The sequence below is a fragment of the bacterium genome (assembly GCA_020444065.1).
Lineage (GTDB): Bacteria > Sumerlaeota > Sumerlaeia > SLMS01 > JAHLLQ01 > JAHLLQ01.
In genome coordinates, this window is the sequence record JAHLLQ010000006.1 from 174,260 (window position 1) to 197,488 (window position 23,229).

The 23,229-nt window shown below is 60.4% G+C and carries 19 protein-coding genes; 4 read left to right on the top strand and 15 right to left on the bottom strand.

Annotated features, from left to right (window positions below):
- Positions 1-25: 25 nt before the first annotated feature.
- Both KQI84_15065 and KQI84_15070 read right to left on the bottom strand, forming a co-directional pair.
- Positions 26-1,156, bottom strand: a complete 1,131-nt coding sequence (locus KQI84_15065) for a hypothetical protein (GenBank protein ID MCB2156195.1) — start codon at positions 1,154-1,156, stop codon at positions 26-28.
- A gap of 170 nt (positions 1,157-1,326) precedes the next feature.
- A complete protein-coding gene (locus KQI84_15070) occupies positions 1,327-2,934 on the bottom strand; it encodes a glycosyltransferase family 39 protein (GenBank protein ID MCB2156196.1) in 1,608 nt (535 codons plus the stop codon).
- 182 nt (positions 2,935-3,116) lie between these two features.
- Between KQI84_15070 and alaS the strand changes: the two genes are divergently transcribed.
- Entirely contained in the window at positions 3,117-5,885 is a 2,769-nt protein-coding gene (gene alaS, locus KQI84_15075) for an alanine--tRNA ligase (protein MCB2156197.1), read from the top strand.
- Positions 5,886-5,945: 60 nt separating this feature from the next.
- On the opposite strand, the gene dnaK is transcribed toward alaS, so the two are convergent.
- The gene (gene dnaK / locus KQI84_15080) at positions 5,946-8,423 is read right to left on the bottom strand and encodes a molecular chaperone DnaK (protein MCB2156198.1); all 2,478 of its coding nucleotides are present in this window, start codon (positions 8,421-8,423) and stop codon (positions 5,946-5,948) included.
- A gap of 13 nt (positions 8,424-8,436) precedes the next feature.
- Complete coding sequence (locus KQI84_15085; protein MCB2156199.1) at positions 8,437-9,237, bottom strand: DnaJ domain-containing protein; 801 nt, start codon at positions 9,235-9,237, stop codon at positions 8,437-8,439.
- Between the two features lie 260 nt (positions 9,238-9,497).
- On the opposite strand from KQI84_15085, the gene thrC reads away from it, so the two are divergent.
- Positions 9,498-10,757 carry a threonine synthase gene (gene thrC, locus KQI84_15090; protein ID MCB2156200.1) on the top strand — a complete coding sequence of 420 codons (1,260 nt, stop codon included), beginning with the start codon at positions 9,498-9,500 and terminating at the stop codon, positions 10,755-10,757.
- 6 nt (positions 10,758-10,763) lie between these two features.
- On the opposite strand, the gene KQI84_15095 is transcribed toward thrC, so the two are convergent.
- The gene (locus tag KQI84_15095; protein MCB2156201.1) at positions 10,764-12,347 is read right to left on the bottom strand and encodes a glucose-6-phosphate isomerase; all 1,584 of its coding nucleotides are present in this window, start codon (positions 12,345-12,347) and stop codon (positions 10,764-10,766) included.
- A 129-nt stretch (positions 12,348-12,476) separates the two neighbouring features.
- On the opposite strand from KQI84_15095, the gene KQI84_15100 reads away from it, so the two are divergent.
- Positions 12,477-13,274 (top strand): aminoglycoside 3'-phosphotransferase, encoded by a 798-nt coding sequence (locus KQI84_15100; GenBank protein ID MCB2156202.1) that lies wholly within the window; start codon positions 12,477-12,479, stop codon positions 13,272-13,274.
- 1 nt (position 13,275) lies between these two features.
- On the opposite strand, the gene KQI84_15105 is transcribed toward KQI84_15100, so the two are convergent.
- The 9 genes from KQI84_15105 to KQI84_15145 all read right to left on the bottom strand — a co-directional run bounded on the left by KQI84_15105 (position 13,276) and on the right by KQI84_15145 (position 20,389).
- Positions 13,276-13,596 carry a hypothetical protein gene (locus KQI84_15105; protein ID MCB2156203.1) on the bottom strand — a complete coding sequence of 107 codons (321 nt, stop codon included), beginning with the start codon at positions 13,594-13,596 and terminating at the stop codon, positions 13,276-13,278.
- Positions 13,593-15,053: a sigma-54 dependent transcriptional regulator gene (locus KQI84_15110; protein MCB2156204.1), complete on the bottom strand. Its 1,461-nt coding sequence runs from the start codon at positions 15,051-15,053 to the stop codon at positions 13,593-13,595. Before KQI84_15110 ends, KQI84_15105 begins: the two co-directional genes overlap by 4 nt.
- 116 nt (positions 15,054-15,169) lie before the next feature.
- On the bottom strand, positions 15,170-17,221 hold the full coding sequence (locus KQI84_15115; GenBank protein MCB2156205.1) for a hypothetical protein: 2,052 nt from the start codon (positions 17,219-17,221) through the stop codon (positions 15,170-15,172).
- Positions 17,218-17,877: a hypothetical protein gene (locus KQI84_15120; protein MCB2156206.1), complete on the bottom strand. Its 660-nt coding sequence runs from the start codon at positions 17,875-17,877 to the stop codon at positions 17,218-17,220. Before KQI84_15120 ends, KQI84_15115 begins: the two co-directional genes overlap by 4 nt.
- A 156-nt stretch (positions 17,878-18,033) precedes the next feature.
- Entirely contained in the window at positions 18,034-18,192 is a 159-nt protein-coding gene (locus KQI84_15125; GenBank protein ID MCB2156207.1) for a hypothetical protein, read from the bottom strand.
- On the bottom strand, positions 18,189-19,022 hold the full coding sequence (locus KQI84_15130) for a hypothetical protein (protein MCB2156208.1): 834 nt from the start codon (positions 19,020-19,022) through the stop codon (positions 18,189-18,191). Before KQI84_15130 ends, KQI84_15125 begins: the two co-directional genes overlap by 4 nt.
- Positions 19,023-19,181: a hypothetical protein gene (locus tag KQI84_15135; protein MCB2156209.1), complete on the bottom strand. Its 159-nt coding sequence runs from the start codon at positions 19,179-19,181 to the stop codon at positions 19,023-19,025.
- Entirely contained in the window at positions 19,178-20,014 is an 837-nt protein-coding gene (locus KQI84_15140) for a hypothetical protein (protein ID MCB2156210.1), read from the bottom strand. Before KQI84_15140 ends, KQI84_15135 begins: the two co-directional genes overlap by 4 nt.
- Entirely contained in the window at positions 20,015-20,389 is a 375-nt protein-coding gene (locus KQI84_15145) for a hypothetical protein (GenBank protein ID MCB2156211.1), read from the bottom strand.
- A 138-nt stretch (positions 20,390-20,527) separates the two neighbouring features.
- Between KQI84_15145 and KQI84_15150 the strand changes: the two genes are divergently transcribed.
- Positions 20,528-21,325 (top strand): EI24 domain-containing protein, encoded by a 798-nt coding sequence (locus KQI84_15150; GenBank protein MCB2156212.1) that lies wholly within the window; start codon positions 20,528-20,530, stop codon positions 21,323-21,325.
- 142 nt (positions 21,326-21,467) lie between these two features.
- Here KQI84_15150 and lnt read toward each other — a convergent pair whose 3' ends face one another.
- Entirely contained in the window at positions 21,468-23,192 is a 1,725-nt protein-coding gene (gene lnt / locus KQI84_15155) for an apolipoprotein N-acyltransferase (GenBank protein ID MCB2156213.1), read from the bottom strand.
- Positions 23,193-23,229 lie beyond the last annotated feature (37 nt).

Consider the following 23,229-nt stretch of genomic DNA (forward strand, 5'->3'; position numbering starts at 1 on the left):
TTTATTGTCAGTGGGGAAGAAAGCGCTACCGGAGGAGTGTCCAGTAGACTTGGCCGGTGCCGCCTTCGATCTGATCGCTGATGAAGAGCAGGTGCAGTTCCCCGTTCGGGCCGGCGGCCAGACGGGGCTGCGCGACGTGCTCGAGACCTGAGACGCGCAGGCGCTCCGGACCGCTCTGGACGAGCAGATCGCTGCCCTGCGGGGTCTCTTCGCGCCATGCGTAGGCGGGTTCGGTGCGCCCATCCACAGCGTCGGGCTCGAGTTGACGCGCGGCGGGCTGACTCGGGAGGCCACGCACGCGATCTCCTTCGGCGCGACGCGGATCGTAGGTCAGAAGGAGTTCGCCGTCGTCCTGCGGTTCAACCCAGATCGCTCCGGGGCTGAGTCCAGGTGCCGTCTGGTAGAGGATCGGGAGCCGGTTCGCAGGGAGAGCATCCAATTCGCCGACCGACTGAGAACGCCATCCGCGCTCCTCGATCAGCGCCGACTTCATCTGGAAAGCCTGTCCATCAAGCGCGTACCAATGCACGGTCGGCTGCGGTCCGCCGAAGACAGTCGGGAGGATGTCGTAGGCCTCCGGGCGCATGGTCAGCGGAATCTTCGTCCACGTGTTGCTGTCGGAATCGAAGCGCGACAAGGCCACGGAGTAACTGGCGCCGTTGCCCTCTGTCCAGGCGACGAGCGGTCGTCCCTGGCCATCGAATCCCAGCGAGGGCGTTTCAATCATGCCCTGGCCGGAGGAATAAACTGTCTGGGGATCCTCACGAGAAACCACCGGGGAGAACTTCAGGACGTGCGAATCTGTCTCGGCTTCGATCCAGACAAGCGCCGGGCTGCCATTCGAATCGATAGCAACGATGGGCTCGCGGCAATCGGCCGTGCCGGAATCGAGGGCAAACCGGGGCGGGGTCCACTCGTTGCGGATCCGGGCCGCGATCTGGATGCGGTTGCGACCGTCGATGAAGGCGCTCCAGGCGGCGACTGCACCATTCGGGCCGACTGCAATCGCGGGATCGTGGCACAGATCGGCCCCGGCGCTGACCGTGATCATCGCCTCGCCGTCAAGCACGACATCTGCACGGGCCACTCCGCATGTCGCGAGAAGCGCCGCGCCAAGTGCCGTCAGAAGTCTGCCCGTCTGTTTCGCCACGCTCATTATGACCACCCGTACGCCTTGGCGTTTCTCCTAATATGGAGCCACGCGCTGGTACACGGCAACAGGATAATCCATCCGATTGACGCGTTTTCTGCCTCTGCCGCTCGCATGCTCGCATTGCAGGCCTGCATAAATACCTGGACTGATTGTTTCAAAGGCTGGTTTGGAGCCTACTCCATGATCCATAGGTCGAACGTTCCGATTCTCTCGCGATGATGGGCGCGTTCGGGAACTTCGATCTCGGGCGCCGGCTGACGCACGAGGACGCGGGAGCCCGCGGCCGCTGTCTGATAGACGTTCAGCAGTCCCTCGGCGTTCCAGACAGGGTAAACGCGATCCGGCCAGTGTGAGTGGTACATCGCCATCCAGTGGTCCTCGCCTCGACCGGGAATGCCCATAACGAAAAGCGCAGTGTCCGGCGGCTGGATCGGGAGGTACCCGAGCTTCCCATCGACCCAGGGACGGCCGTTGTCCCACTCGTGCTCAAGCCGGTCGAAGACCATGAGGGCTTCGGGACTGTATCCATACGCATTGGGGTAATTGGCGCGACCGTATCTGGCGGACCAGCCAACGAACACGACAAGTAAGAGAACAACAGCCGCGCGAAGAGCGATTCGGAGCGCTCCCCTCCCCTGGTCCCACAGGAGCGCGGGAAGTCCTGCGCCCAATCCAATCAATGGCAGCAGGAGAAACATCGTGTAGCGCGGACGATTATTAGAACCAACGCCGGCTTTCAGTGTGATTACCATCGAGAAGAGCAGCAGAATCGCCCAGGCGACGATGTAGAACGCCAGACGTCGGCGTCGAACAAGTGCGAAAACACCGGCGGCTGCAGGTAACACCAGGAAGTTCCAGTGATCTTGAACCAGGATCTTTGGATAGATGACAAATCGAGTCCAGGGCGTGGAGAAGTCGTAGAGCATGTTCGTGTCGGTGTTCATCTGGGTGGCGTCCTTGGCAAACCCCAATGGCGACCCGAGATGCACGGTGCTGCTGATCATCCAGCATGCAGGATAGGTCATTAGCAGAACGCAGCCGACCAGCGGATACCAGGCGTTGGCGTTGGGAACATCCTTGCGGAAGAGTGCCCGGCCGATGCGAAAAATGAGGAAGCAGCCGAAGAGAATCCCGACGTACCACATCTCGAAGCGGAACATCGTCCCGAATGCGAACCAGGCAGCGGCGGCGAGATAGCGACGCTCGGCCCTGATCGGCTCGTCGGTGGCCTGCCAGCCGGCGACCCAGCGCTCGATCCCTGCAAGCAGTGCCGGCAGGAAAAAGACTTCGGCGTGCGGATTCACGGAAGCCCAGAGAACAACCCAGTGCGTCCCCGCCAAGAGGCCTGATGTGACGCCCGCTATAGGATGCTTCCAGAGCCGCGTCCCCAACCGGTAGGCGAAATAGGTCGTTGCCAGCGTTCCAGCGATACTGGTCGCTGCGACCGCCAGGGGCATACTGGAGACGAGACGCGCAAGGGCGCCCAGAATGTAGAATTGCCCGGCGAGCCAGATATGGTCCGGGGGGGCGAAGAAGGGATCGATCGACCAGTAGGTCGCATACATGGCGCGCGCGTACTCGTCGCCGCCCTGCAGGAAATCGATTCCGCTACGGAAGAGAGCATCCACGGCCAGGACCGACAGCAGCGTCCAGAGCAGCGGAATGATCGAACTTGAGGCTCCAGCATTCCGCTCGCCGTCTGATTGCTTCCAGGCAATTGCAATCGCCAGCGCTGCGACAATGGCAGCCAGGATGGCGGAGAGCATTTTCAACTGATCCATGGATCGTCGTTCCCGATTGAGCTGAAGGCAGAGTGAAACCGGCCGTCAAACGAGCGAAAGGGGAATCTTGCGGGGCCTCCGGTGCCGAGAGGCGCTTTCTCCTTGCGGGGCGAGGGGCAGGGGCGCGAGAACGCTGGCCCGCGGGCGTACGACCCCGTCAAATCCACTGATCTGAAGATGCCATGACTCTCTCTGGAAACGAACTGCGCAAAGAATACCTGGAGTACTTCATCAACATGCCGGACGCCCCGCACAAATTGGTGGAGTCCGCTCCGCTGATTCCGCCGGACGATCCGACGTTGCTGTTCACCAGCGCCGGCATGGTGCAGTTCAAGCGTTTCTATAGCGGCGAGATCGATCCGCTCCCCTACTGTCGCGCCACGAGCAGCCAGAAGTGCCTCCGCGCCGGCGGCAAGGGCAGCGACCTGGAGAACGTCGGCAAGACGCTGCGTCACCACACGTTCTTCGAGATGCTGGGGAACTTCAGCTTCGGCGATTACTTCAAGCGCGAAGCCATTCGCTGGGCATGGAAGTTCGTCACCGAGCATATGGGCCTGCCGAAAGAGCGGCTGTTCCCGACAATCTTCGAGGACGATGACGAAGCCGAGCAGTTGTGGCGCGAAGAGACGGACCTGCAATACACGCCTGTGCGCCTCGACGCGAAGCAGAACTTCTGGGGTCCCGCCGGCGACACCGGCGCGTGCGGCCCCTGCAGCGAATTGTGCTTCTTCATGGGCACCGATGCAGAGCTGCGCGAGATTCGCGAAGCTCTGAGCAAGAGCGAAGACGCCTACATGCCGATTCTCGCCAACCGCATCGACGAGGAAGGCGACAAGTTTCTCGAAATCTGGAACATGGTGTTCCCGCAGTTCGATCAGCAGCGCGACGGCAGCCGTCCGCAGTTGAAGAATCGTGGCATCGATACAGGCGCGGGCCTGGAGCGCATGACAACGGCCATGATGTGGATGCAAGGCAAGGCCAGCACGCCGTACGAAACCGATCTGTTGATGCCGATCGTTTCGTCTGCCGCGAATTTGCTGAACGTGAAGTATTACAAGGTCCTTGACGAGGGCGGACACACGGCAGAGGCCGAGCGCGTTCGGCTAGCAATCAATGCCATCGCCGATCACACGCGTGCGCTTTCGTTCTGCCTCGCGGAAGGCATCACGCCGGGAAATATCGGTCGCGGCTACGTGATCCGTCGAATCCAGCGCCGCGCGCTGCGTTTTGCATCGCTGCTCGGAATGGATCATCCCTTCATGGGCGACCTGGTCGATCCGGTGATCGATGCCATGGGTGGAACGTATCCGGAGTTGAAAGAGAAGGCAGACTTCATTCGCAAGGCCATTCGCCTCGAAGAAGAAGCCTTCCTGCGCACCCGCAATCGCGGCATCAAGTTGCTCGATGAGTTGATGGACCAGGCGCGCGATCGCGGCGACAATGCGATCCCGGGCGCGGAAGCCTTCAAGCTGTGGGACACGTACGGATTCCCGCTCGATCTGACGCGCGAGATTGCCGAAGATCACGGCATTCGTGTCGATCGCGAAGGCTACGAGAAGTCTCTGCGCGAGCAAAAGGAACGCGGCCGTGCCAGTTGGCAGGGTGCCGAGATGGACGAAGTCGTGGAACTCGTGAAGCCGATTGCGGACGAAAAAGGGGGGACGGAGTTCCTCGGATACGATCCGAAGCTCCCTCGAATCGAAGCGAAGATTCTCGCTATCGTCTGCGACGGCAAGATGGTCGATCATCTCGAAGCTGGCTCGAAGGCTGATATCGTTCTCGATCGGACGCCCTTCTACGCCGAATCCGGTGGCCAGATTGGCGACACGGGGTTCATCGAGCATTCCCACGAGTCGACGTTCGAGGTCATGGATACGCAGAAGACACCGGAGGGCATCTTCCTGCATCGTGGCGAACTGGAGGCAGGCATCATCCACACGGGCGATACCGTGACTGCGAAAGTCGATCGCGAACGCCGCATGGCAATTCGCCGCAACCACAGCACCACGCACCTGCTGCAGGCGGCGTTGAAGAAGCACCTTGGCGATCACATCACGCAGGCCGGCTCGTGGGTCGGCCCGGAAGGCTTGCGATTCGATTTCTCACACCCGGAGCAGATTCCGGCCGCAACGTTGCGGAAGGTCCAGGAAGACGTGAACCAGCACATCCTGCTCGATCTGCCAGTAACGACCGATGTGTTGGCGTTGGAAGAAGCGCGTCAGCGCGGCGCCATCGCGCCGTTCGGCGAGAAGTACGGCCCCACCGTGCGCGTCGTGCAGATGGGACGCGGAGATGCGCTGGCATCGCTGGAATTCTGCGGCGGTACGCACCTCGACCATACTGGCCAGGCGGCGCGCTTCCGCATTGTCAGCGAATCCTCGATTGCCTCCGGCGTGCGGCGCATCGAAGCCGTGACGGGCGAGAAAGCTGTCGAGATGGAGATCGAAGATCAGTACGACGTCCTTCAGCCGCTGCAGATGTCGCTGGCCTCGAAAGGCAGCGCGCTCGTCGATCGCGTCGGGCAATTGCAGTCACGCATCAAGCAGCTCGAGAAGGAGCTCGCACGCGAACGCCAGAAGGCCGCGACCTCGAACCTCGATCGCTTCATCGAAGAGGCGCAGGAAGTCGGTGGCTGCAAAGTGGCCACGGCGGTCGTGGAAGAGATGGGCACGAACGAGTTGCGTACGTTGGCGACGACTCTTCAGGAAAAGCTCGGTGCCGATGGCATCGCGATTGCCATCTCTGCGAGCGCAGACAAGGTCGGCATCGTGGCGGCTTGCGGCGAAAACGCCCGCAAGACCTACCCGGCCGGACGCGTCGTGAACGCCGTTGCCGGTCCGCTCGGTGGCAAGGGCGGCGGCAAGCCCGACATCGCGCAGGGCGGCGCCAAGGATGTCGCCGGCGTGAAGGATGTGGCGAGCAAAGTGCCCGAACTGATCGGCGCAATCTAACCAGGAATCTCGATCACTCCACGCGTCGTCTGATCGGGCTCGACGAGTATTGCGAAACCCCTACGGCATGGGCGGCGGGGGTGGCATGTCCGGGTCTTCGTCCCCGTGGTCGGGACTCAGGTCGACGTCGTCCCAGCGGGCCGGGCCGGGCTGCGGGGCTTCCCGAATAGTCGGCGGATCGAAGTCATTGTAGTCGCGGTTCGGCTCGTCGATCTCGGCATCAGGCTCGGGCGCCTGTCGAATAGTGGGAGGATCGAACTGGTCGTAATCCGCGTCGGGATCCACGTACTGAGCATTCGTTTGCTCGATCCGATACGGCGACTCTTCAATTTCCGGGTCTATCGGGGCCGGCTCTTCGTGTTGCGATTCGGGGCGTTCGATCTGGTAGGGCGACTCCTCGATTTCCGGGTCTATGGGCGGGACCGGCGCGGGCGATCCGGGCGAGAATGGCGGAGGAGTCATGGTTCCCTTGTCAGCCTTGCGCGCTGGTCGTCGCGTCGGCTTGGGAGGCAGGTTCGCGCGCTTGGGCTTTGGAGGCAGGGGCGTCTTTGGCTTCGGCTGGGCATCCTTCGAGGACTCGGCTGCAGGCGGCAGCGGAGGCTCGTAGGGGGGCGCTTCCTCAGGTTCGAGACCGACCTGGAGATCTTCTTCCTCCTCTTCCACCGGCGCGGGGGTTGAAACCCCACCCGGGTTCGATGGCGGGAGCGCGAAGCCATCGAATTCGCGATTCAGCGCCAGATGGAGCTCGTAGTTCTCCTGATAATCCTGCAGCAGTTCCTGAATTTCCGCCTCGAGCGTATCGACCTCGACGTCTTTTTGGGCTTCGATCGCGAGATCGAGCTTCAGCAGACCTTCCTTCAGACGCTTCAAGTCTTCGTCGGTCATCGCGTCGCCGACGGCGGCGATTGTGCGATTCGCGAGATCGGAGAGGCGCGCGGCCCGCGCGCGGCGATCCGCGAACCGGACGAAGTCCCTGTCCTCATCTTCGTGCGCGACGGCATCCTCGACGAGCTTCTCAACTTGCTTCCGATCGCCACCGATCTGCCCGTATTCCTCAACGACTACGCCCGTTTGCTGTCCGGTCGTCATATCGGTCGCGGTGACGCTCAGAATGCCGTTAGCGTCGATCGAGAAATGCACATCGATTTCAGGAAGTTCCTTCGGCGCCGGTGGGATTCCGACGAGGCGGAACTTTGCGAGCGAGTGGTTGTTCGAAGCCTTCTTGCGTTCGCCCTGCAGCACGTGAACAAGCACGCTGGTCTGGTTGTCCACAACCGTGGTGAATTTGCGATTGGCCTCGCAAGGAATCGTCGAGTTGCGCGGGATCAGTTCGCGGAACACGCCACCGGCGAGTTCGATGCCGAGCGTCAGTGGCGCAACATCAAGCAGGAGAACTTCGCGCAGCGCGCCGGAGATCACACCGCTCTGGATGGCAGCGCCCGCACCAACAGCTTCGTCCGGATTGATGGATCGATTCGGTTCACGGCCGAAGTACTCTCGCACGATTTCCTGCACGCGCGGAATGCGAGTAGAGCCGCCGACAAGGAGGACTTCCTCCAAGTCACGCGGCGTTAGATTCGCGTCCTTCAGCGCGCGCTTGCAGGGCTCGATCAGGCGCTGGAAGATGGGCTCCATCAACTCATTGAATTGCTGGCGGGTGACGTCGCGCTGGAAGTGCTTCGGCCCATGCGAATCGGCCACGATGAACGGCAGAGAGACGGTGGTACTCGTCAGGGACGAGAGCTCGCACTTCGCCTTCTCGGCGGCCTCGTTGATACGCTGGATGGCCTGGGAATCCTGTGTCGGATCGATGCCGGTTTCCTGCAGGATGTTGTCGCAAAGTTCTTGATAGAAGCGACGATCGATGTCATCGCCGCCCAGATTGTTGTCGCCGTTCGTCGAAAGGACTTCAAAGATGTCCTTGGAAATCTGCAGGATTGATACATCGAACGTGCCGCCACCGAAGTCAAACACAGCAACGCGGCCTTTGCGTTCGCGTTCTAGACCGTACGCGAGCGCGGCGGCCGTCGGTTCATTGATGATTCGGAGGACGGAAAGCCCTGCCATTTCCGCTGCAGATTTTGTCGCCGTACGCTGCTGGTCGTTGAAGTGCGCAGGAACCGTAATGACGACTTCCTGCACGTCCTCGCCGAGATAACCTTCAGCAACGATGCGAAGGCGATCGAGAATGTCGGCGGAGACCTCTTCGGGGCGCAGACGGGCGCCGCCCTCCAATTCGACACCGGCCATTCCATCATCCAGTTCGACGACCTTGAATGGCATCTCATCGAGGAATTCTGCCAGTTCGGCGTAGCGCTTGCCCATCAGTCTCTTGATGGAACGGATGCAGCGATGGGGCTGGAGGAGCGATTGGCGCTTCGCGAGATTGCCGACGATGATTTCATCATCGCTTTTGTAGAAAACGACGGAGGGAGTCGTCTTCTGGCCTTCGGAATTGGGAATGGTCTCGACGCGCTGGCCGTCAAGGAAGGCAATCACCGAGTTTGTCGTCCCCAAATCGATCCCAATTGTCCTCATAATTGCTCACCCATCACTTCTTCTGGCCTTTTTCCAGGAGGCTTCCGAAGACTTTCGAGAAGAATCCCTTCTTCGAATCCTCTTCGTCCTTCATGAATCCCAATCGCAGTTTCGCGCGTTCGTTGGTCGGATCCCAGCGCAAGACATCCTGGTAAAGCTCCTTCGCCTTGCTGTGGACGCCGGCCATCTCGTGAATCTCTGCCAGAACCAACTTGAAGTCCAAGCTGTACGGATCCATCTCACAGGCCTTCTGCGCGTGCTCGACGGCCTTTGTGAAACTACCGCGTGCCTTCATGATCGCCTGTGCGTATTTCAGGTGGTATTGCGCATCGGAATCCGGGTCGTTCTTCACGGCCGCTTCGAAGAAGCTCAACGCCTGCTTGATATCATCCTGCTTCATCATCTGCATGCCGCGGACGAAAGCCTTCTGTGCCATGGCTTTCTTCTGTGCACGAATCTCGGCGTCACCGATGCGAGGCATATCGCCCGACAACGCGGACGAACTCGAGTCCTCCGAACTGGCTTTCGGCTTGCGAGGCGCCGGAGCGGGAGCGGATGCCGGGGGGTCGCCGCCAGCCGAGCGGCCGCGAAGCTTGGCGTCGTACTCCTGGCGCTTCCGAGCGTCCTTGAGCGTGTTGTAAGCTTGAGAGATCAGCGCGAGATCGCTGGCGTTCTTGGACGCCTCCTCGGGCGAACTCGCTTTGTCCGGGTGCAGACGGCGGGCCAGGTCGTAATAAGCCTTCTTGATCTCGCGCTCCGGTGCGTCGCGAGAGATCCCTAAAAGGCGATAATAGTCGGCTTCGTTACTCGGCATCTAGTCCGCCCGCTCTTCCTTGGTTGCGGCAGCTCATTCTCGATAAACCTTGGGCATTCAATCGTATCACCCGGAATCTCGGGCCATCGAGAAATCGTGTCAACGGATTTGGAATCGACCGTCAATCCCACCAGAGGCACATTTCATACCGTCATGAGGGTGCTTTTCAAGCCCCGATTACAAACAGCCTTTCCCCTTGAGCGTCCACACCCATCTACGCGAACATTCTTGGTTAATCTTTTGAACGAGGATCGCCCGCCATGCTCCCCTACAAGTTGGTCTGTTCTGAATCCGGTGCCGAGTACCCTCCCCAGTCGATGCACTACCTGTCGCCGGAGAAGGGGCCGGAGACTCCAGCAGGCGGTTGCCTGCGGGGGGTGCTCGATATCGTTTACGATTGGTCTGCTTCGCCACAGCCGATTACACGCGAGTCCATCGCCGCATCCAGAGCCCTCGGAACACGCCGCTACATGGACCTGCTGCCGATCGAGAGCCCGGATTCATTACCGGCAGTCATCGTGGGAAATACGCCCGTCGTTCCCGGGGGGCGATTCGCTGAAAAGAGAGGGTTTAAGCACCTCTTCTTCAAGGACGACACGCGGAATCCAACCGGCTCCTACAAGGATCGCGCATCCGAGATCGTGGTGGCCAAGGCGCGTGAGCTTGGCATCAGCCGGATCACTGCGGCGTCAACGGGCAATGCGGCCACGGCGCTCTCCGGGCTGTGCGCTTCCACCGGACTGGAGGCAATCGTCTTCGTCCCGGCCGGGGCGCCCCAGGGCAAGCTGGCCCAGATTCTCGCCTACGGCGCGCGCGTCATTCGCGTCCAGGGCACCTACGACGATGCCTTCGATCTCAGCCTTGCCGCGACCGAGCGCTTCGGCTGGTATAACCGTAACACGGCCTATAACCCTTATACGATCGATGGAAAAAGGACAGCAGCGTTCGAGATTGCCGAACAGATGGGATGGGAAGTTCCGGATGTTGTGGCGGTATCGAGCGGCGACGGCGTGATTCTGTCCGGTCTCTGGAAGGGCTTCAAAGACCTGCGCGACGCGGGATTGACGGATCGCGTGCCGCGGATGCTGTCCGTCCAGGCAGAGGGCAGCAACTCGATCGTGCGAGCGATCCGAGAGGGGCTCGACGTGCCGCCGACGCTGCGCGGAGCGTCCTCGATGGCCGATTCGATTGTCGTTGAGGCGCCCCGCAACGGTGTCATGGCGGTTCGCGACATCCGCGAGAGCGGCGGAACCGCGATCGATGTCACGGAAGAGGAAATCCAGGCCGGCCTGCGCGATACGGCCCAGGAAGCGGGCATTTTCTGCGAGCCAAGTTGCGCCGCGACCGCTGCGGGTGTGGTCAAGGCCGCCGAAGAGGGTCTGATCGGCAGGGACGAGCGCATCGTCTGCGTCCTTACCGGAAATGGTCTAAAAGACGTTGCGGGGACCCTGAAATGCGTCAAGGTCCCCGAACCCATCGAGCCAAAGCTGGAAGCGCTGCCTGCCGATTTGCAGGTGTAACATCGCTTACGAGCAGGCGAATTGCGCATCGGCCGGCGATGCCGGGCCGGATTGCGTGATGCCGCGGCCGTTTGCCGCGAGGTGCTCCAGCAGCAGGTAAATCTCTTCCGCCTTGTCTGCGGCGGAGAGCTTCTCCGCCCACCCTTCTGCGCTGAGCGTGATACCCGCGTTGGCCTTCATCGTCTCAACCAACTGTCCCTGAAGTTCCAGCAGCGCTGCGGCAGCCTTCTTGCCCGCTTCGACGCCGGGTTGGTGGTAGGCGTTGATATTCACGAGCGTCGCGTAGAAGCCGACGGCGCGCTCGAAGAGTGCGATCAGCATGCCGACCGTCCGTGGGGAAACATCCTCGACGGTGATCGTCATCGATTCGCGGCCGCTGCCGGCGAGTGCCGTGCGTGTGCCCTGGAAGAACCCGTGCAGGTAATCGCCGGACGTCACGCCGGGCTCGACTTCCATCGATGCGCCTTCGCGATCCTTCAAGACCTCGATGAACGTGACGAAGAAGTTATTCACGCCGTCGCGGAGCTGCTGCACGTAGGCGTGCTGGTCTGTGGAACCCTTGTTGCCGTAGACTGAAAGACCCTGGTGGACAACGTTTCCGTCCAGATCCTTCTCCTTACCGAGCGATTCCATGATCAGTTGCTGCAGGTACTTGCTGAACAGGCAGAGGCGATCCTTGTAGGGCAGAATCACGAGGTCGCGTTCGCCTTTGCCATTCGTTGCGTAATACCACATCAGCGCCATCAGCGCGGCGGGGTTTTGGGGCGTGTTGCGATTGCGAGTGCATTCGTCCATCGCCGCGGCGCCTGCCAGGAGGCCGTCGATGTCGAAGCCTTCGAGAGCCGCCGGCAACATGCCGACCGCGCTGAATTCGCTCGTGCGGCCGCCGACGTAATCGAACATGGGAACACGACGGAGCCAGCCGTCGGCTTCGGCGACCTTGTCCAGGTTGCTGCCGATTCCGGTGATCGCGATGGCGTGGGCGGCAAAATCCAGCCCGACCTCTTCGTAAGCGGCCTTTGCTTCCAGCATCCCGTTGCGGGTTTCTTTCGTGCCGCCGGACTTGCTGATCACAACCGCCAACGTCTCTCCGAGGACGGGTTCGAGGCCCTGCAGGACAACATCCATGCCGTCCGGGTCCGTATTGTCCAGGAAGAAGACGGCCATCGCATCGTCATTGCCGCCGAGGGCTTCCTTGACAAACTGCGGTCCGAGTGCGCTGCCGCCGATTCCGATCACCAGCACGTTCAGGAATCGGTCTGCATTCGGGGGCTTGATGGCGCCGGAATGCACGTCGGCGGCGACCTTTTTGACGGTTTCGAGGGTCGACATGACTTCCTGGCGGCGCTCCTGGTCGGGAGCGATGGCCGCATTGCGCAGCCAATAGTGGCCAACCTGGCGCTTCTCGTCGGGATTGGCGATAGCGCCGCCTTCCAGCGCTTCCATGTCGCTGTACGCCTTCTCCATCTTCGCCTTCATCGAGTCGAAGAAGTCCGCCGGAAAATCCATTCGGCTGATATCGAGCGCCAGCCCCAAGCCCTTGGGTGCGCAGTAATAGTCCTTGAAGCGTTGCCAATTGGTCGAAGCCATGTGTGTCCTCGCTTGCGGTGATCTCAAAAACGGTGTCGGACCTACGCGCCGGGGGGCGGGGACGCAAGCCCTAGACGGGGGATGACGCTCCCACTTGCGTCGCCGGAGGGCGTCGCTTAGGCGAAGACCATGATGAATGGACCATTTCTGCAGGATTTCTCTACAGAATTGCGGCGGATCTGCTCTTCTTTTGACTGGAGCCGCATGGAAATCGGCATGTCTGGGCATTCGACCTGGCGGGGCGCTCGCGACGGGCGGGCCGAGGTCTTCCTGAAGCTCTCCGGCGAAAAGGGGATGCTCCCCCTCTCGGACGAAGCGGAGCGATTGCGCTGGCTGGCGGGAAGACTGCCGGCGCCGCGGCTCCTGCACTTCGAGACGGATGATCACAGGGAGGCTCTGCTAATGTCCGCCGTTCCGGGCGTCGATGCGACGCGTGTCATCGAAGGCAAGCCGCGTGAGACCGCTCGTGTTCTCGGCGAAGCCCTTCGGCTTTGGCACGAGACTCCAGCCGCGGACTGTCCGTTCGATGAGCGCCTGGACGTGGAACTCGAGCTTGCCCGCCGGCATGTGGAACTTGGGAAGGTCGATGTGGAAGACTTCGACGACTGCCGCCTCGGCCGCTCGGCGGATGAAGTGTTTGCGGAGTTGCTGCAGACTCGTCCGATTCAGGATGGCGAATTCCTGACGCACGGCGATTACTGCGTCCCCAATATCATGATCGATCCGGATACCATGAAGGCAACGGGTTTCGTCGACATCGGCCGGGCGGGTATCGGTTCCATCTACCGCGATGTTGCGCTCGCGCTCCGTAGTTTGGGCTACAATGGAGCAGGCGATTGCCAGCAGGATTTCCTGGCGGCGTATGGACTGACGGAAGTGAATGAAGAGTTAGTGGAGTACTACCAACTGCTGGACGAGTTCTTCTGAGCTACTCGAGTTCCTGGAGCGCCGCCCGCACAGTTTCTTCCTCGATCACACCGATGTAGCGCCGCGCGAGATTTCCTCGGTGGAAGATCAACACGGTCGGCGTTCCGAAGCTCCGATGCCGGCGCGCCCAACGACGGTAGGCCGTGAATCCGAGGTGAAGCAATTGCACGCCGGCCTGCGGTTCGCAAATCGCCCGTACGCGATCCACCATCATGAGGCCGCCGGGATGATGGGGCTCGGAAAGACAAACGACAAGAAGCTCTTCCGCGCGCGCAATCAGTTCATCGAGCGCTTGCTCGTCGCGACTGAGATGGCTGCTCATAGCAACTCCTCCAGTTCCTCGCGCGAAATGCCGAGTTGCTTCATGTTCCGATAGAGCGTCGACTTATGCACGCCGAGATCGCGTGCGGCCTGCGTCAGATTGCCGCCAGCCGCGCGGAAAGCCTCACGGATGTTCTCCGGAGTCAATTCTGACGGCTCTTCCGTGCGCGATTCCGTGAAATCGGTATATTCGATCGCTTCCTGGGGAGGCGGCAGAGAGGGCCAACTCATTCGCGGTCCCTGCGCGGGAATTATAGGAGCGCGTTGCGCGAAGGATGTCTCAACCGACCAGTCGCCCGGCATCAGGAAGTCGCGTTCATCGATCCATCGTTGCACGGCATTGCCGCCGATCGCTTCGCCTTGGGTTTCAACGACGAGGCGCTCGACGACGTTGCGAAGTTCGCGGATGTTGCCTGGCCAGGGGTATTGCTCGAGCAAGCGCAGAGCCTCGGGTGTGAATCGCTTCACATTGCGGCGATAGCGTTCGTTGAACGTCGCGAGGAATGAGTCTGCGAGGATCGCGAGATCGCCCTTTCGATCGCGCAGCGGCGGGAGATGAATACGGAAGACCGAGAGGCGGTGATAGAGATCGGAGCGGAACCGCCCTGTGGCGACAGCGTGCTCCAGCGCCACATTCGTCGCCGCGACGACGCGGACATCGACCTCGCGCTCGCGCTCTCCACCAACGCGTTCGATTACGCCTTCCTCCAGCGCACGCAACATCTTCGACTGCGTGATGGGCGGCATGTCGCCGATCTCGTCGAGGAACAACGTCCCGCCGTCGGCGCGTTCAAAACGGCCTTTGTGTTCGCGATAGGCGCCGGTGAAGGAGCCCTTCTCGTGGCCAAAGAGTTCGCTTTCGAAAAGCTCCGGCGTCAGTGCGCAGCAATTCACCGGCACAAATGGCCCGTCGCCGCGTGGGCTTCGATCATGCAGCGCACGCGCCACCAGTTCCTTTCCCGTTCCCGTCTCGCCGGTGATGATGACGGGGGCTTCCGTCGGGCCGTACATGGCGATCTTCTGAAAAACGTCAAGCATCGGCAGCGATTGGCCGATGATCCCGTGAAACGCCCCGACCGCGGCTGCACGACGGCGCTCGCGAACAATCTCCGTTACGTCCTGGAGCTTCAATTCGACGTAAGGCGTACCGTCGTACTCGCCCGGTTCCGCGTCGATCAGAACATCTCGGGAATCGCCGCCGGGGATCTCGATGTCGGTCAGGAATTCGCGAACCGGACGTCCGGAATCGATCACGTCACCGGCCACGCCCTCCAGAACCTGCAGCGCTTCTCGCTCTTCATTCGGATCGATCGTGAATGGCGGTTGTTGGTCGATGCGTGCGGCATCAAGCAGCCAGCGCGGCGCCGACTCCAGAACCATCCCCCCGTCTGAGGGGCGCAGGACGGCCCGATTCGCCTGGGGGGACAGGATCACGGGATAAGCGTGTCGATTTGTCATGCCTGCACCTATCCGGGAGGACATCTGGGGTTTCCGGACTCACTTGCGAAGTTACGCCCGCGGCCCGCAAAGGGGAAAGAGCAAAATCCGTGGCGTCCACGGACCCACGGGCAAGTTCACATGCCAAGGAAGCGCAGCGCCTCAACGGCTTTGCTCCAGACGAGGTCGCTCTTCGAGCGCTTGCCGTGACGCAGGCGGTCGAGCGCGCGGTGGCGGAACGCCTCATCGTCGCCCATGAAAGCGGCGCGACCGCAGAACTGCACGACGAACGCCTGCAGTTGCTCGTCGTCGCCCTCCCCCGCCTCCAGCATGTCCAGCGTTTGCGGAAATGGCGAATTCCATCCCAACAATTCCGCCGCCCAGTACAGGCTGGCCGGGTCACGTTTCTTCTCCAGCCGATCGAACACGTAGCCGCACACGAGATCGAATTCCTCGGTGCTCATACCGATCGAGAGACCCATCAGGAGCTTCACGAACAACCCATCGAAGATGCCGCCGGGCCATTCGGGTGATTCTGCCAGATCGATCATGCCCTGCAACGCCGCCCGCGAGATTCCCTCCGGATCGTACAGGCAATCGGGTTGCTCGTGATGAGAAAGCAGCAGGAGCGTCAGGAACCGGCCGTGCTCATCGTATCTGAAGCGTGGATGGAAGAAGTAGGAGCTCTCGATGGGTTCAGTACGAGGCGGAGAAGGATCGGCAACGGGCTGGAGGAGTTGCCGCGCGATGGCTTCGGAGGTCAATGCCTCCGACCAGAGGCCGTCGACGAAGAGCTTCTGCCAAGCCAGTCTCTCTGTGAAGAAACAGACGGGCTCCGAGTCAATCGCCTGTCCGCAAAGAGGCATCAGGGTTTTCAGGAAGCCGTTCACGATTCTCCGGCGGTCGTGCTTGGGTGCGGATTCGAGAATACCGGGGGCCTCAGGGCGAATGAGTTCCGATGCTCGTGTCTGAATCAGCGCGCGAGAAAAGAAAAAGCGCTCCCGAACGCCGGCCTGAATCAGACTGCACTGCTTCTCGGGCCATTTGCGCAATTGCCGGCGATACGACGGCAGGTGAGGCACTTCGCGTCGCGGCTGGGGCTTGTATTTCTCCGTGTGAGGTGGTGCCGGATCGACGAGAAGATCGAGGATCTCTCGTGGATCTTCTACACGGAACCGGCGGATTGCCAATTCTGCCATCAGCGAGACCAACGGCGAATCGTCATCGAGATGTTCGAGGATGCGTTCCGATGCCTTCCGGCGCCAATCGGATCGCGGTTGCCGCAGTACGAAGGCAGCAAGTCCGTGCACCGCAAAGGCGCGTCGCACCGGATCGCCCTCCAGCGAGGGGCGAATGATGTGCAGGACCTGGCGCTCCGACGCGGCACGGCCGAGTATCTCGTACCCGAAGCGCAACTCAGGCACTCGCTGCAGCGCGGGCAGCCACTCCAGCACCGCGTCGACGAGGTTGTTCTTTTGCCCCTCGCCGAGGCAGTCGATGACGTGCAGCAATCGGAACAAGACGGCGCCAAGATCCGGGCTGCCGAACGCCGCGCATGTCGATGCCGCCTCGAGCAAGAACGCGAAGATGCCCTGCGACAGGGTGCCGCCGTCGCACAAAGCCTCCAACAGTTGCGACGTGTCGAAAAGGCTCTGGAACAACGCTCCCTCGTCCGGATCGACTTCTCCGAACTCGATCAACCGCCGCAGGCCCGGCACGAGCTCTCGGGGGAACTCTGCGGGATAGCCAATCGTATCCGATCCCTGGCGCCACTCCTCTTTCCACGGCTGGCCTGGCTCGCGATTAAGCAGGGACGGAGAAGCCAGAAACTCAATTTGTTGGGGGAGGTGTGGGTAGAGCAGCCGACATTGGCTTGCCTGGATGTCCTCCTTGGGCACGGCCGGGATTGAGCCAAAGGAAACGGGAAACGCGACCTGTCCAATGCCGAGCAATCCCATCAGCAACGGCGAGGACTCTTCCGTGATGGTCATCAGCACGGGCTCGCGCAGGTAGGCCTCGAAGGTCTTCCGACCTTCCTTCGCCGAGGCGCCCAGTTCGAAGGCACGAATCCCGAACACACCCGCCATCGCGCGCGTCTGCTGCTCCAGCAACGATCCCGCCGCCCCGCGCGAGCGATCATTGCGATGCAACCGCATCAGCGTCGCAGCAATGTCGGGCCGCAAAGTCATGGGGTCTCCTTGGCGCGCGGTTCATCATTTGGTTCAGGGTCTTCGGCGGATTCAAGCGCTTTGGCTCCCCGACTGCGCGATGGCACAGCCATCAGGAGAATGGCTGTTGCTTCTAATGCGATCAGGATTGGGACACGATAGAGAATGTAGGCAGGCCAACCCATGTTCGGGAACTTCCGCGACCAGATCCAAGTGATTTCCCGTCCGGCATCATACCACCAAAGGAGAGCCCAAACCCCTGCGGCCGCAGAAAGAACGATGAGAATCTTCCGACGGAACATGCGCACGATGGCGAAGAACAATCCTGCCACCAGGACTCCCTCGAGTAGGAAGTCGAGGAGGTTCCACAAGAAGGGCGAATAGGTATAGGATTGAACGAAATCAGAGGGGAAGAAGTCATCCAGTAGCAATCCTCCCACACCGGCGAGCAAGTAGAGGATAATTGGAGCCGGCAGCAGGCGCAAACAGATACGGATATTGCCGGTTGGGAAGACGAGAGCTTTCTTGGGTTGATACGCCGGAAGTGGCTTCGGCCACAGAATCCAACAGATTCCCATGAATGAGGAGAGGTACAGGAACTGGCCCCAATACGACCAGTTGACTGCGTAAAGTCCATCAAAGTCATCGACCGATTGAGGATTCACAATCCACCACATGAGGCGGTCACAGAAGCGAACGTAGCGAGTTTCCCAGGATATGAAGAGAAGGAGAGTGAATAGGGCACACAGAAGGATCCAGCGCCAAGGAAGTCCTTTGAGGAAGGCCCATGCCTGCCGTCGTGGGTCCTTTGTGTTTCCTCGCCAATCAATCACCTACGTTGTCCCCTCATCCACAAAGAGAATGCCTTCCAACAGAGTGCTGCCGGCCATCGCCCGCGTCTGCTGCTCCAGCAACGACCCCGCCGCCCCGCGCGAGCGATCGTTGCGGTGCAACCGCATCAGCGTCGCAGCAATGTCTGGCCGCAAGGTCATGGGCTCTCCTGGGTGGACTGTTCATCATTTGGCTCGTGCTCTTCAGGGGACTCAAGCGCTTTGCCCCCCCGACTACGCGCCGGCGCAGCCATCAGGAGAATGGCTGTTGCTTCCAATGCGATCAGATTTGGAACGCGGAAGAGGATGTAGGCAGGCCAGCCCATGTTCGGGAACTTCCCCGCCCAGATCCAGGAGATTTCCATACCAACATCATACCACCAAAGGAGGGCCCAAACCCCTGCGGCCGCAGAAAGAACAATGAGAATCTTCCGACGGAACATGCGCACGATGGCGAAGAACAATCCTGACGCGAGGATTGCATCGAGCAGGAAATCGAAGAGATTCCACGAGAAGTCCGAGAAACTGGTGATTGAGTGCATTCGCAATTCAGTTTCGGGCCAGACAGGGAAGAACGTATTCAAGAAGGCTCCACCCATTCGGGCAATGACGTAGATGATTACAGGAACCGGCATGATGCGGAGATACACACGAATGTTTCCGGTGGGAAACACGAGAGCCTTCCGGGGCTGATAGGGTGGAAGCGGCTTGGGCCACAGAACCCAACAGATTCCCATGGGTAGTAACAACTGCATGAAGTGGCGCCAGTAGATCCAGTCGATGAGATTCAACTTCTCGATATCTTCCCAATAGCGAGGCTCTACCATCCTCAACTGGAATTCATAAAGGAACTCCTCACAACGGCTTTGCCAGGAGATGAGAAGGAGGATGATGAAGAGCAATGACACCAGAATCCAGCGCCAAGGAAGTCCTGTGATGAACGCCCATGCCTGCCGTCGTGGGTCCGTTGTGGTTACTTGGCGGTCAATCACCTACGTCGTCCCCTCATCCACAAAGAGAATGCCTTCCAACAGAGTGCTGCCGGCCATCGCCCGCGTCCGCTGCTCCAGCAACGATCCCGCCGCCCCGCGCGAGCGATCAATGCGATGCAGCCGCATCAACGTCGCAGCAATGTCGGGACGCAAGGTCATGGGCTCTCCTGGGTGGACTGTTCATCATTTGGTTCAGGGCCTTTGGCGGACTCAAGCGCTTTGGCCCCCCGACTGCGCGACGGAATAGCCATCAGAAGAATGGCTGTTGCTTCCAATGCGATCAGATTTGGGATTTGGTAGATGAGCGAAAGGATCCATCCGGAAACGCTCAGGTTCCAATTGAAGACGATATCATGCCCCAACCCCTGCCACCACGCGATCACCAGGGAACTCGCCAACGCTAAGGCTGCTATGAGAAGTCTTCTTCGAAACAGTCGCTGGATGGCAAAGAACAGTCCTGCCGCCACGATTCCCTCGACCACTGCGTCAATGAATTCCCAGAGAATCTGATACCAGTAGTTAGATCCATCGAAAGACGACCACACACCACTCCCCCAAATCCCAAGCGGGAGAGCAGTGTCGACAGCAATTGCCAGAAAGCGCGTGGCGAGATATGTGCACAAAGGCAGAGGTAAAAGACGGAGCACGAGGCCAATATTGCCCGTGCGAAATACATGAGCCCGGTGATATCGGAAATCAGGGAGCGGCTTGGGCCACAGAATCCCGCAAATCGCCATGTACAGACAAAGGCGTGCAGGGAGAGACCATCGCCACGGATTCTGCAGGGATCGAAGAACGAAGTGATCATGACCCTGCAGACTCTTGATCAGGTAGATTGTCTTTACTTCCGATATGCTGCAGAGACTCTCCCAAGAGAGGAGGAAGAGTAAGATAAACAAGAAGATGAGGATAATCCAGCGCCAAGGAAGTCCTTTGAGGAACGCCCATGCCTGCCGTCGTGGGTCCGTTGTGGTTACTTGGCGGTCAATCACCTACGTCGTCCCCACATGAACGAAGAAGCACACGTCGTTCTCGTCGTAATACATGAAGATTGCAAATGTGGTGAAGCTGTAGACTTCGACGCTGCCTTCTCGCCCGGTATTAGGGGGCGCGGGATGGAAGTCGAGATTCGCAGCCTGCGCTTCCGTGACGGAATCGAACGCATAATCCGGCATCCCATTCGCCGTGTGACAGGTATGCTTCGTCATCCCGACCTGATGATGCACAACCTTCGTGGGCAGCTCCTCTCCGCCGGTAACCGCAAAGATTCCCAACACGAGAGCGCTCCCCAGCCCGAACGCGATCAGGATCATCAAACCCCACGGGATGAGTTGCTTCAGGATTGGCGGGCGGTCGGTGTGGGTCATGGAAAGGCTCGTGTCGTCTTTGAGAAATCCATCGAATCATCATCTCGGACACCCGTCAACGGATCTCTGCGGCAGTCATTGACACACATCCCCCCTCGCCGGACATCATCAAGTCACTCGCGTCGGGAGGAGCCAGCGATGCAGCGAATGTCAGCCATGCCGGGGAAGGTCTCGTTGCAGGACGGAACGCGTGCGGTGTTTCGCGCGATCGGGTTTCTGGTCGCGCGGCCGAAGTATCTGGCGTTCTGCATGGCCCCGTTTGCGCTGAATCTGCTGATCACATTACCGCTGACGCTTTGGCTAGTGTTCCGCTTCATCTACGAACCCATCACCGGCACGCTGCCGCAGGATGGGAACTGGTTCATGACGGCGCTCGGCAGCGCCGCCAGCTTTCTGCTGTTCGTCGTGCTGATCGTCGTGGCGCTGATTGTGTTCCTGGTGATGTCGATTATCCTCAGCGCACCGTTCCACGACAAGATCAGCGAATGGGTCGAGCGCGAACGCTTTGCGCTGTACCCCGATCTGATGCCGCCGCAATTGCCGATCTCGTCCGGCATTCGGCACGCCCTCTTCGAGGCCGTGAAACGCGTCTCGATCGCACTGCCGCCGATGATCTTTGTTCTGGCGCTGGGGTTCATCCCCGTCGCGGGATCGATCATCGCCGTGCTGCTGAACACGATCCTGGCCGCGCAATTCCTGACGCTCGACGCGATGAGTTACTCCATGGATCGCCGCGAGATTCCGATGGGCGCGAAGGTGAAGTTCCTTCGCAACAACGTGCGTTACTCAATCGGATTCGGCCTGCCATTCCTGGCACTGCCTTGCGCGATCTTCATCGTCCCGCCGATTTCCGCCGTGGCGGGATCGCTCGTGTTCTGCGATTTGATGCTCGAGGCGTATGAGAAGAAGGAGTTGGAGACGGAAGACCAGGGCTGACGCGGCGTGCCGATGGATCGGCCGCAGGACGACTCTTGGACAGGGATGTCCAAGTCACCTCGAAATGCGTCCCCTGAGGTGACTTGAGCGACATTGCCTGCCTATGAACGTATCGCGGTTGCCAGAGACCAAACCTAATGCGCTACGCCCGGCGCTCGCGGTTCCACAGCAGCCATGTCCACATGATTAGTGACGCGAACCATGCGAGCAGACCGAACCAGTCGCCCAGCCGTGCGTAGATCGTCGGCTTCGGATCGATGGGGACGGAGATCGTGCCGATCAGCGTGGCGGGCTCCCGGCGCTCTGCCCGGGCAATGACTTCACCGGTACCACTGATCAATGCGGACACGCCGGAGTTCGTGCTGCGAATCATCGGCAGGCGTGTTTCGACGCATCGCATCGGCACGTGCAGGAAGTGATAACGGCTACCGAGGGTCGGATCGTACCACGCGTCGTTGGTGATGTTCACAAAGACCTGGACGCCACGGCGGCTCATGCGCCGGTGCAGATAGGGGAACATGTCCTCGAAGCAGATGTTCGGCCCAAGGTGCACCTGAGGAAGATCGCCGACGAAAGAACTGGCAGTCGCGGGGACTTTGATGAAGACAGGTGGCTGATGTTTGTCGCCGCGCAGGAAACTTGAAATCTGCACGAGTTTTTCCTGCAGGCCTGGAATCAGGTGGAAGTACGGCACCGTCTCGCCAAACGGCATCAAGTGAATCTTCTGGTAGTCGGCCACGCGATGCATCTCGGTTTCGCCTGGCCGAAAAACGAACAGGCCGCCGTAGTGCTCTTCCGAACTCATTGGCGACGGATTTTCTGAGTACTCTCCATCCGGATCGACAAAGATTGTGTCGTCGGCGCCGACGATGATCGTGGCTCGCAACTCGTCGGCGCGCAGTTGCAATTCGCGCTGCAGCGCTTCGCTGTGATCGAAGCCCCCCTGTGTGAAGGCCGATTCCGGCGTGACGACCAGGTCGACGGTGTCCGGTTCGATCGCGTCGAGCATGTCGAACATCTGCAGCGTCAGCTTGTCCTGCGTGGCCTCCATCTTCGCGACGGCGGCCTGCAGTTCCGCCTGCGTCATCTCCTGCCAACCGATGATCGCGTAGCTGGAGATTTTCTCCATCTGCTCGACATTGGGTTGAATCAAAGCGACGCGAATCGGAATGCCGGCCTCTTCGGCTTCGGCTGTGGCGGACATCACGCGGCTGCCCCAGACGGCTCCGCCGATGATGACAAGAACGGCGACTGCGAGGCGCGACAACACCCATGCGTCCAGCATGCGCTGTTTCGCCGCGGCGATCGTTTCCATCAGCGCCAGGTTCATCGCCAGCACAACGGCCGACACGAGAACCATTCCGCCGATCGACGCCAACTGCGCCAGCGGCAGGAAGCCGCGAACCGTGTAGCCCAGCAGTGCGTACGGCACGCCCAGTTGACCGACAGAGCGGAACCACTCCCAGCCAACCCACCACAAAACCGCCGCCACCAGTGCCGTCCACGGCGAGAATCGGCGCGCAAAGAACACCATCCCGGCGCCGTTCAGTCCGTAGAAGAACCCCTTGAAAAGGCACAGCATTGGAATGCCCAGCCAGATGGCCGGGTTGAACTGGTCGAGCGACCGTAGCCAGAAGAACACCGTCAGGAAATGCACGGCCCCGAACAGCCACGAGTTCCAGAATGCCAGCCGCGGCGACGTGCGGCGAAGGCTCCACAACCACGGCACCAACGCCACAAACCCGAGCGGCCAGGCGTTCAGCGGCGGATAACACATCCACAGCAGCACGACCGATCCGAGCGCCCAGAGAAGCGACATCCGATGCGCCCACATCTCGCGCACAGGCGGGAACAGAAGCATCAGCATGCCCAGGCATCCGCGCCGTTTCGCAGGTCGCTCTGGA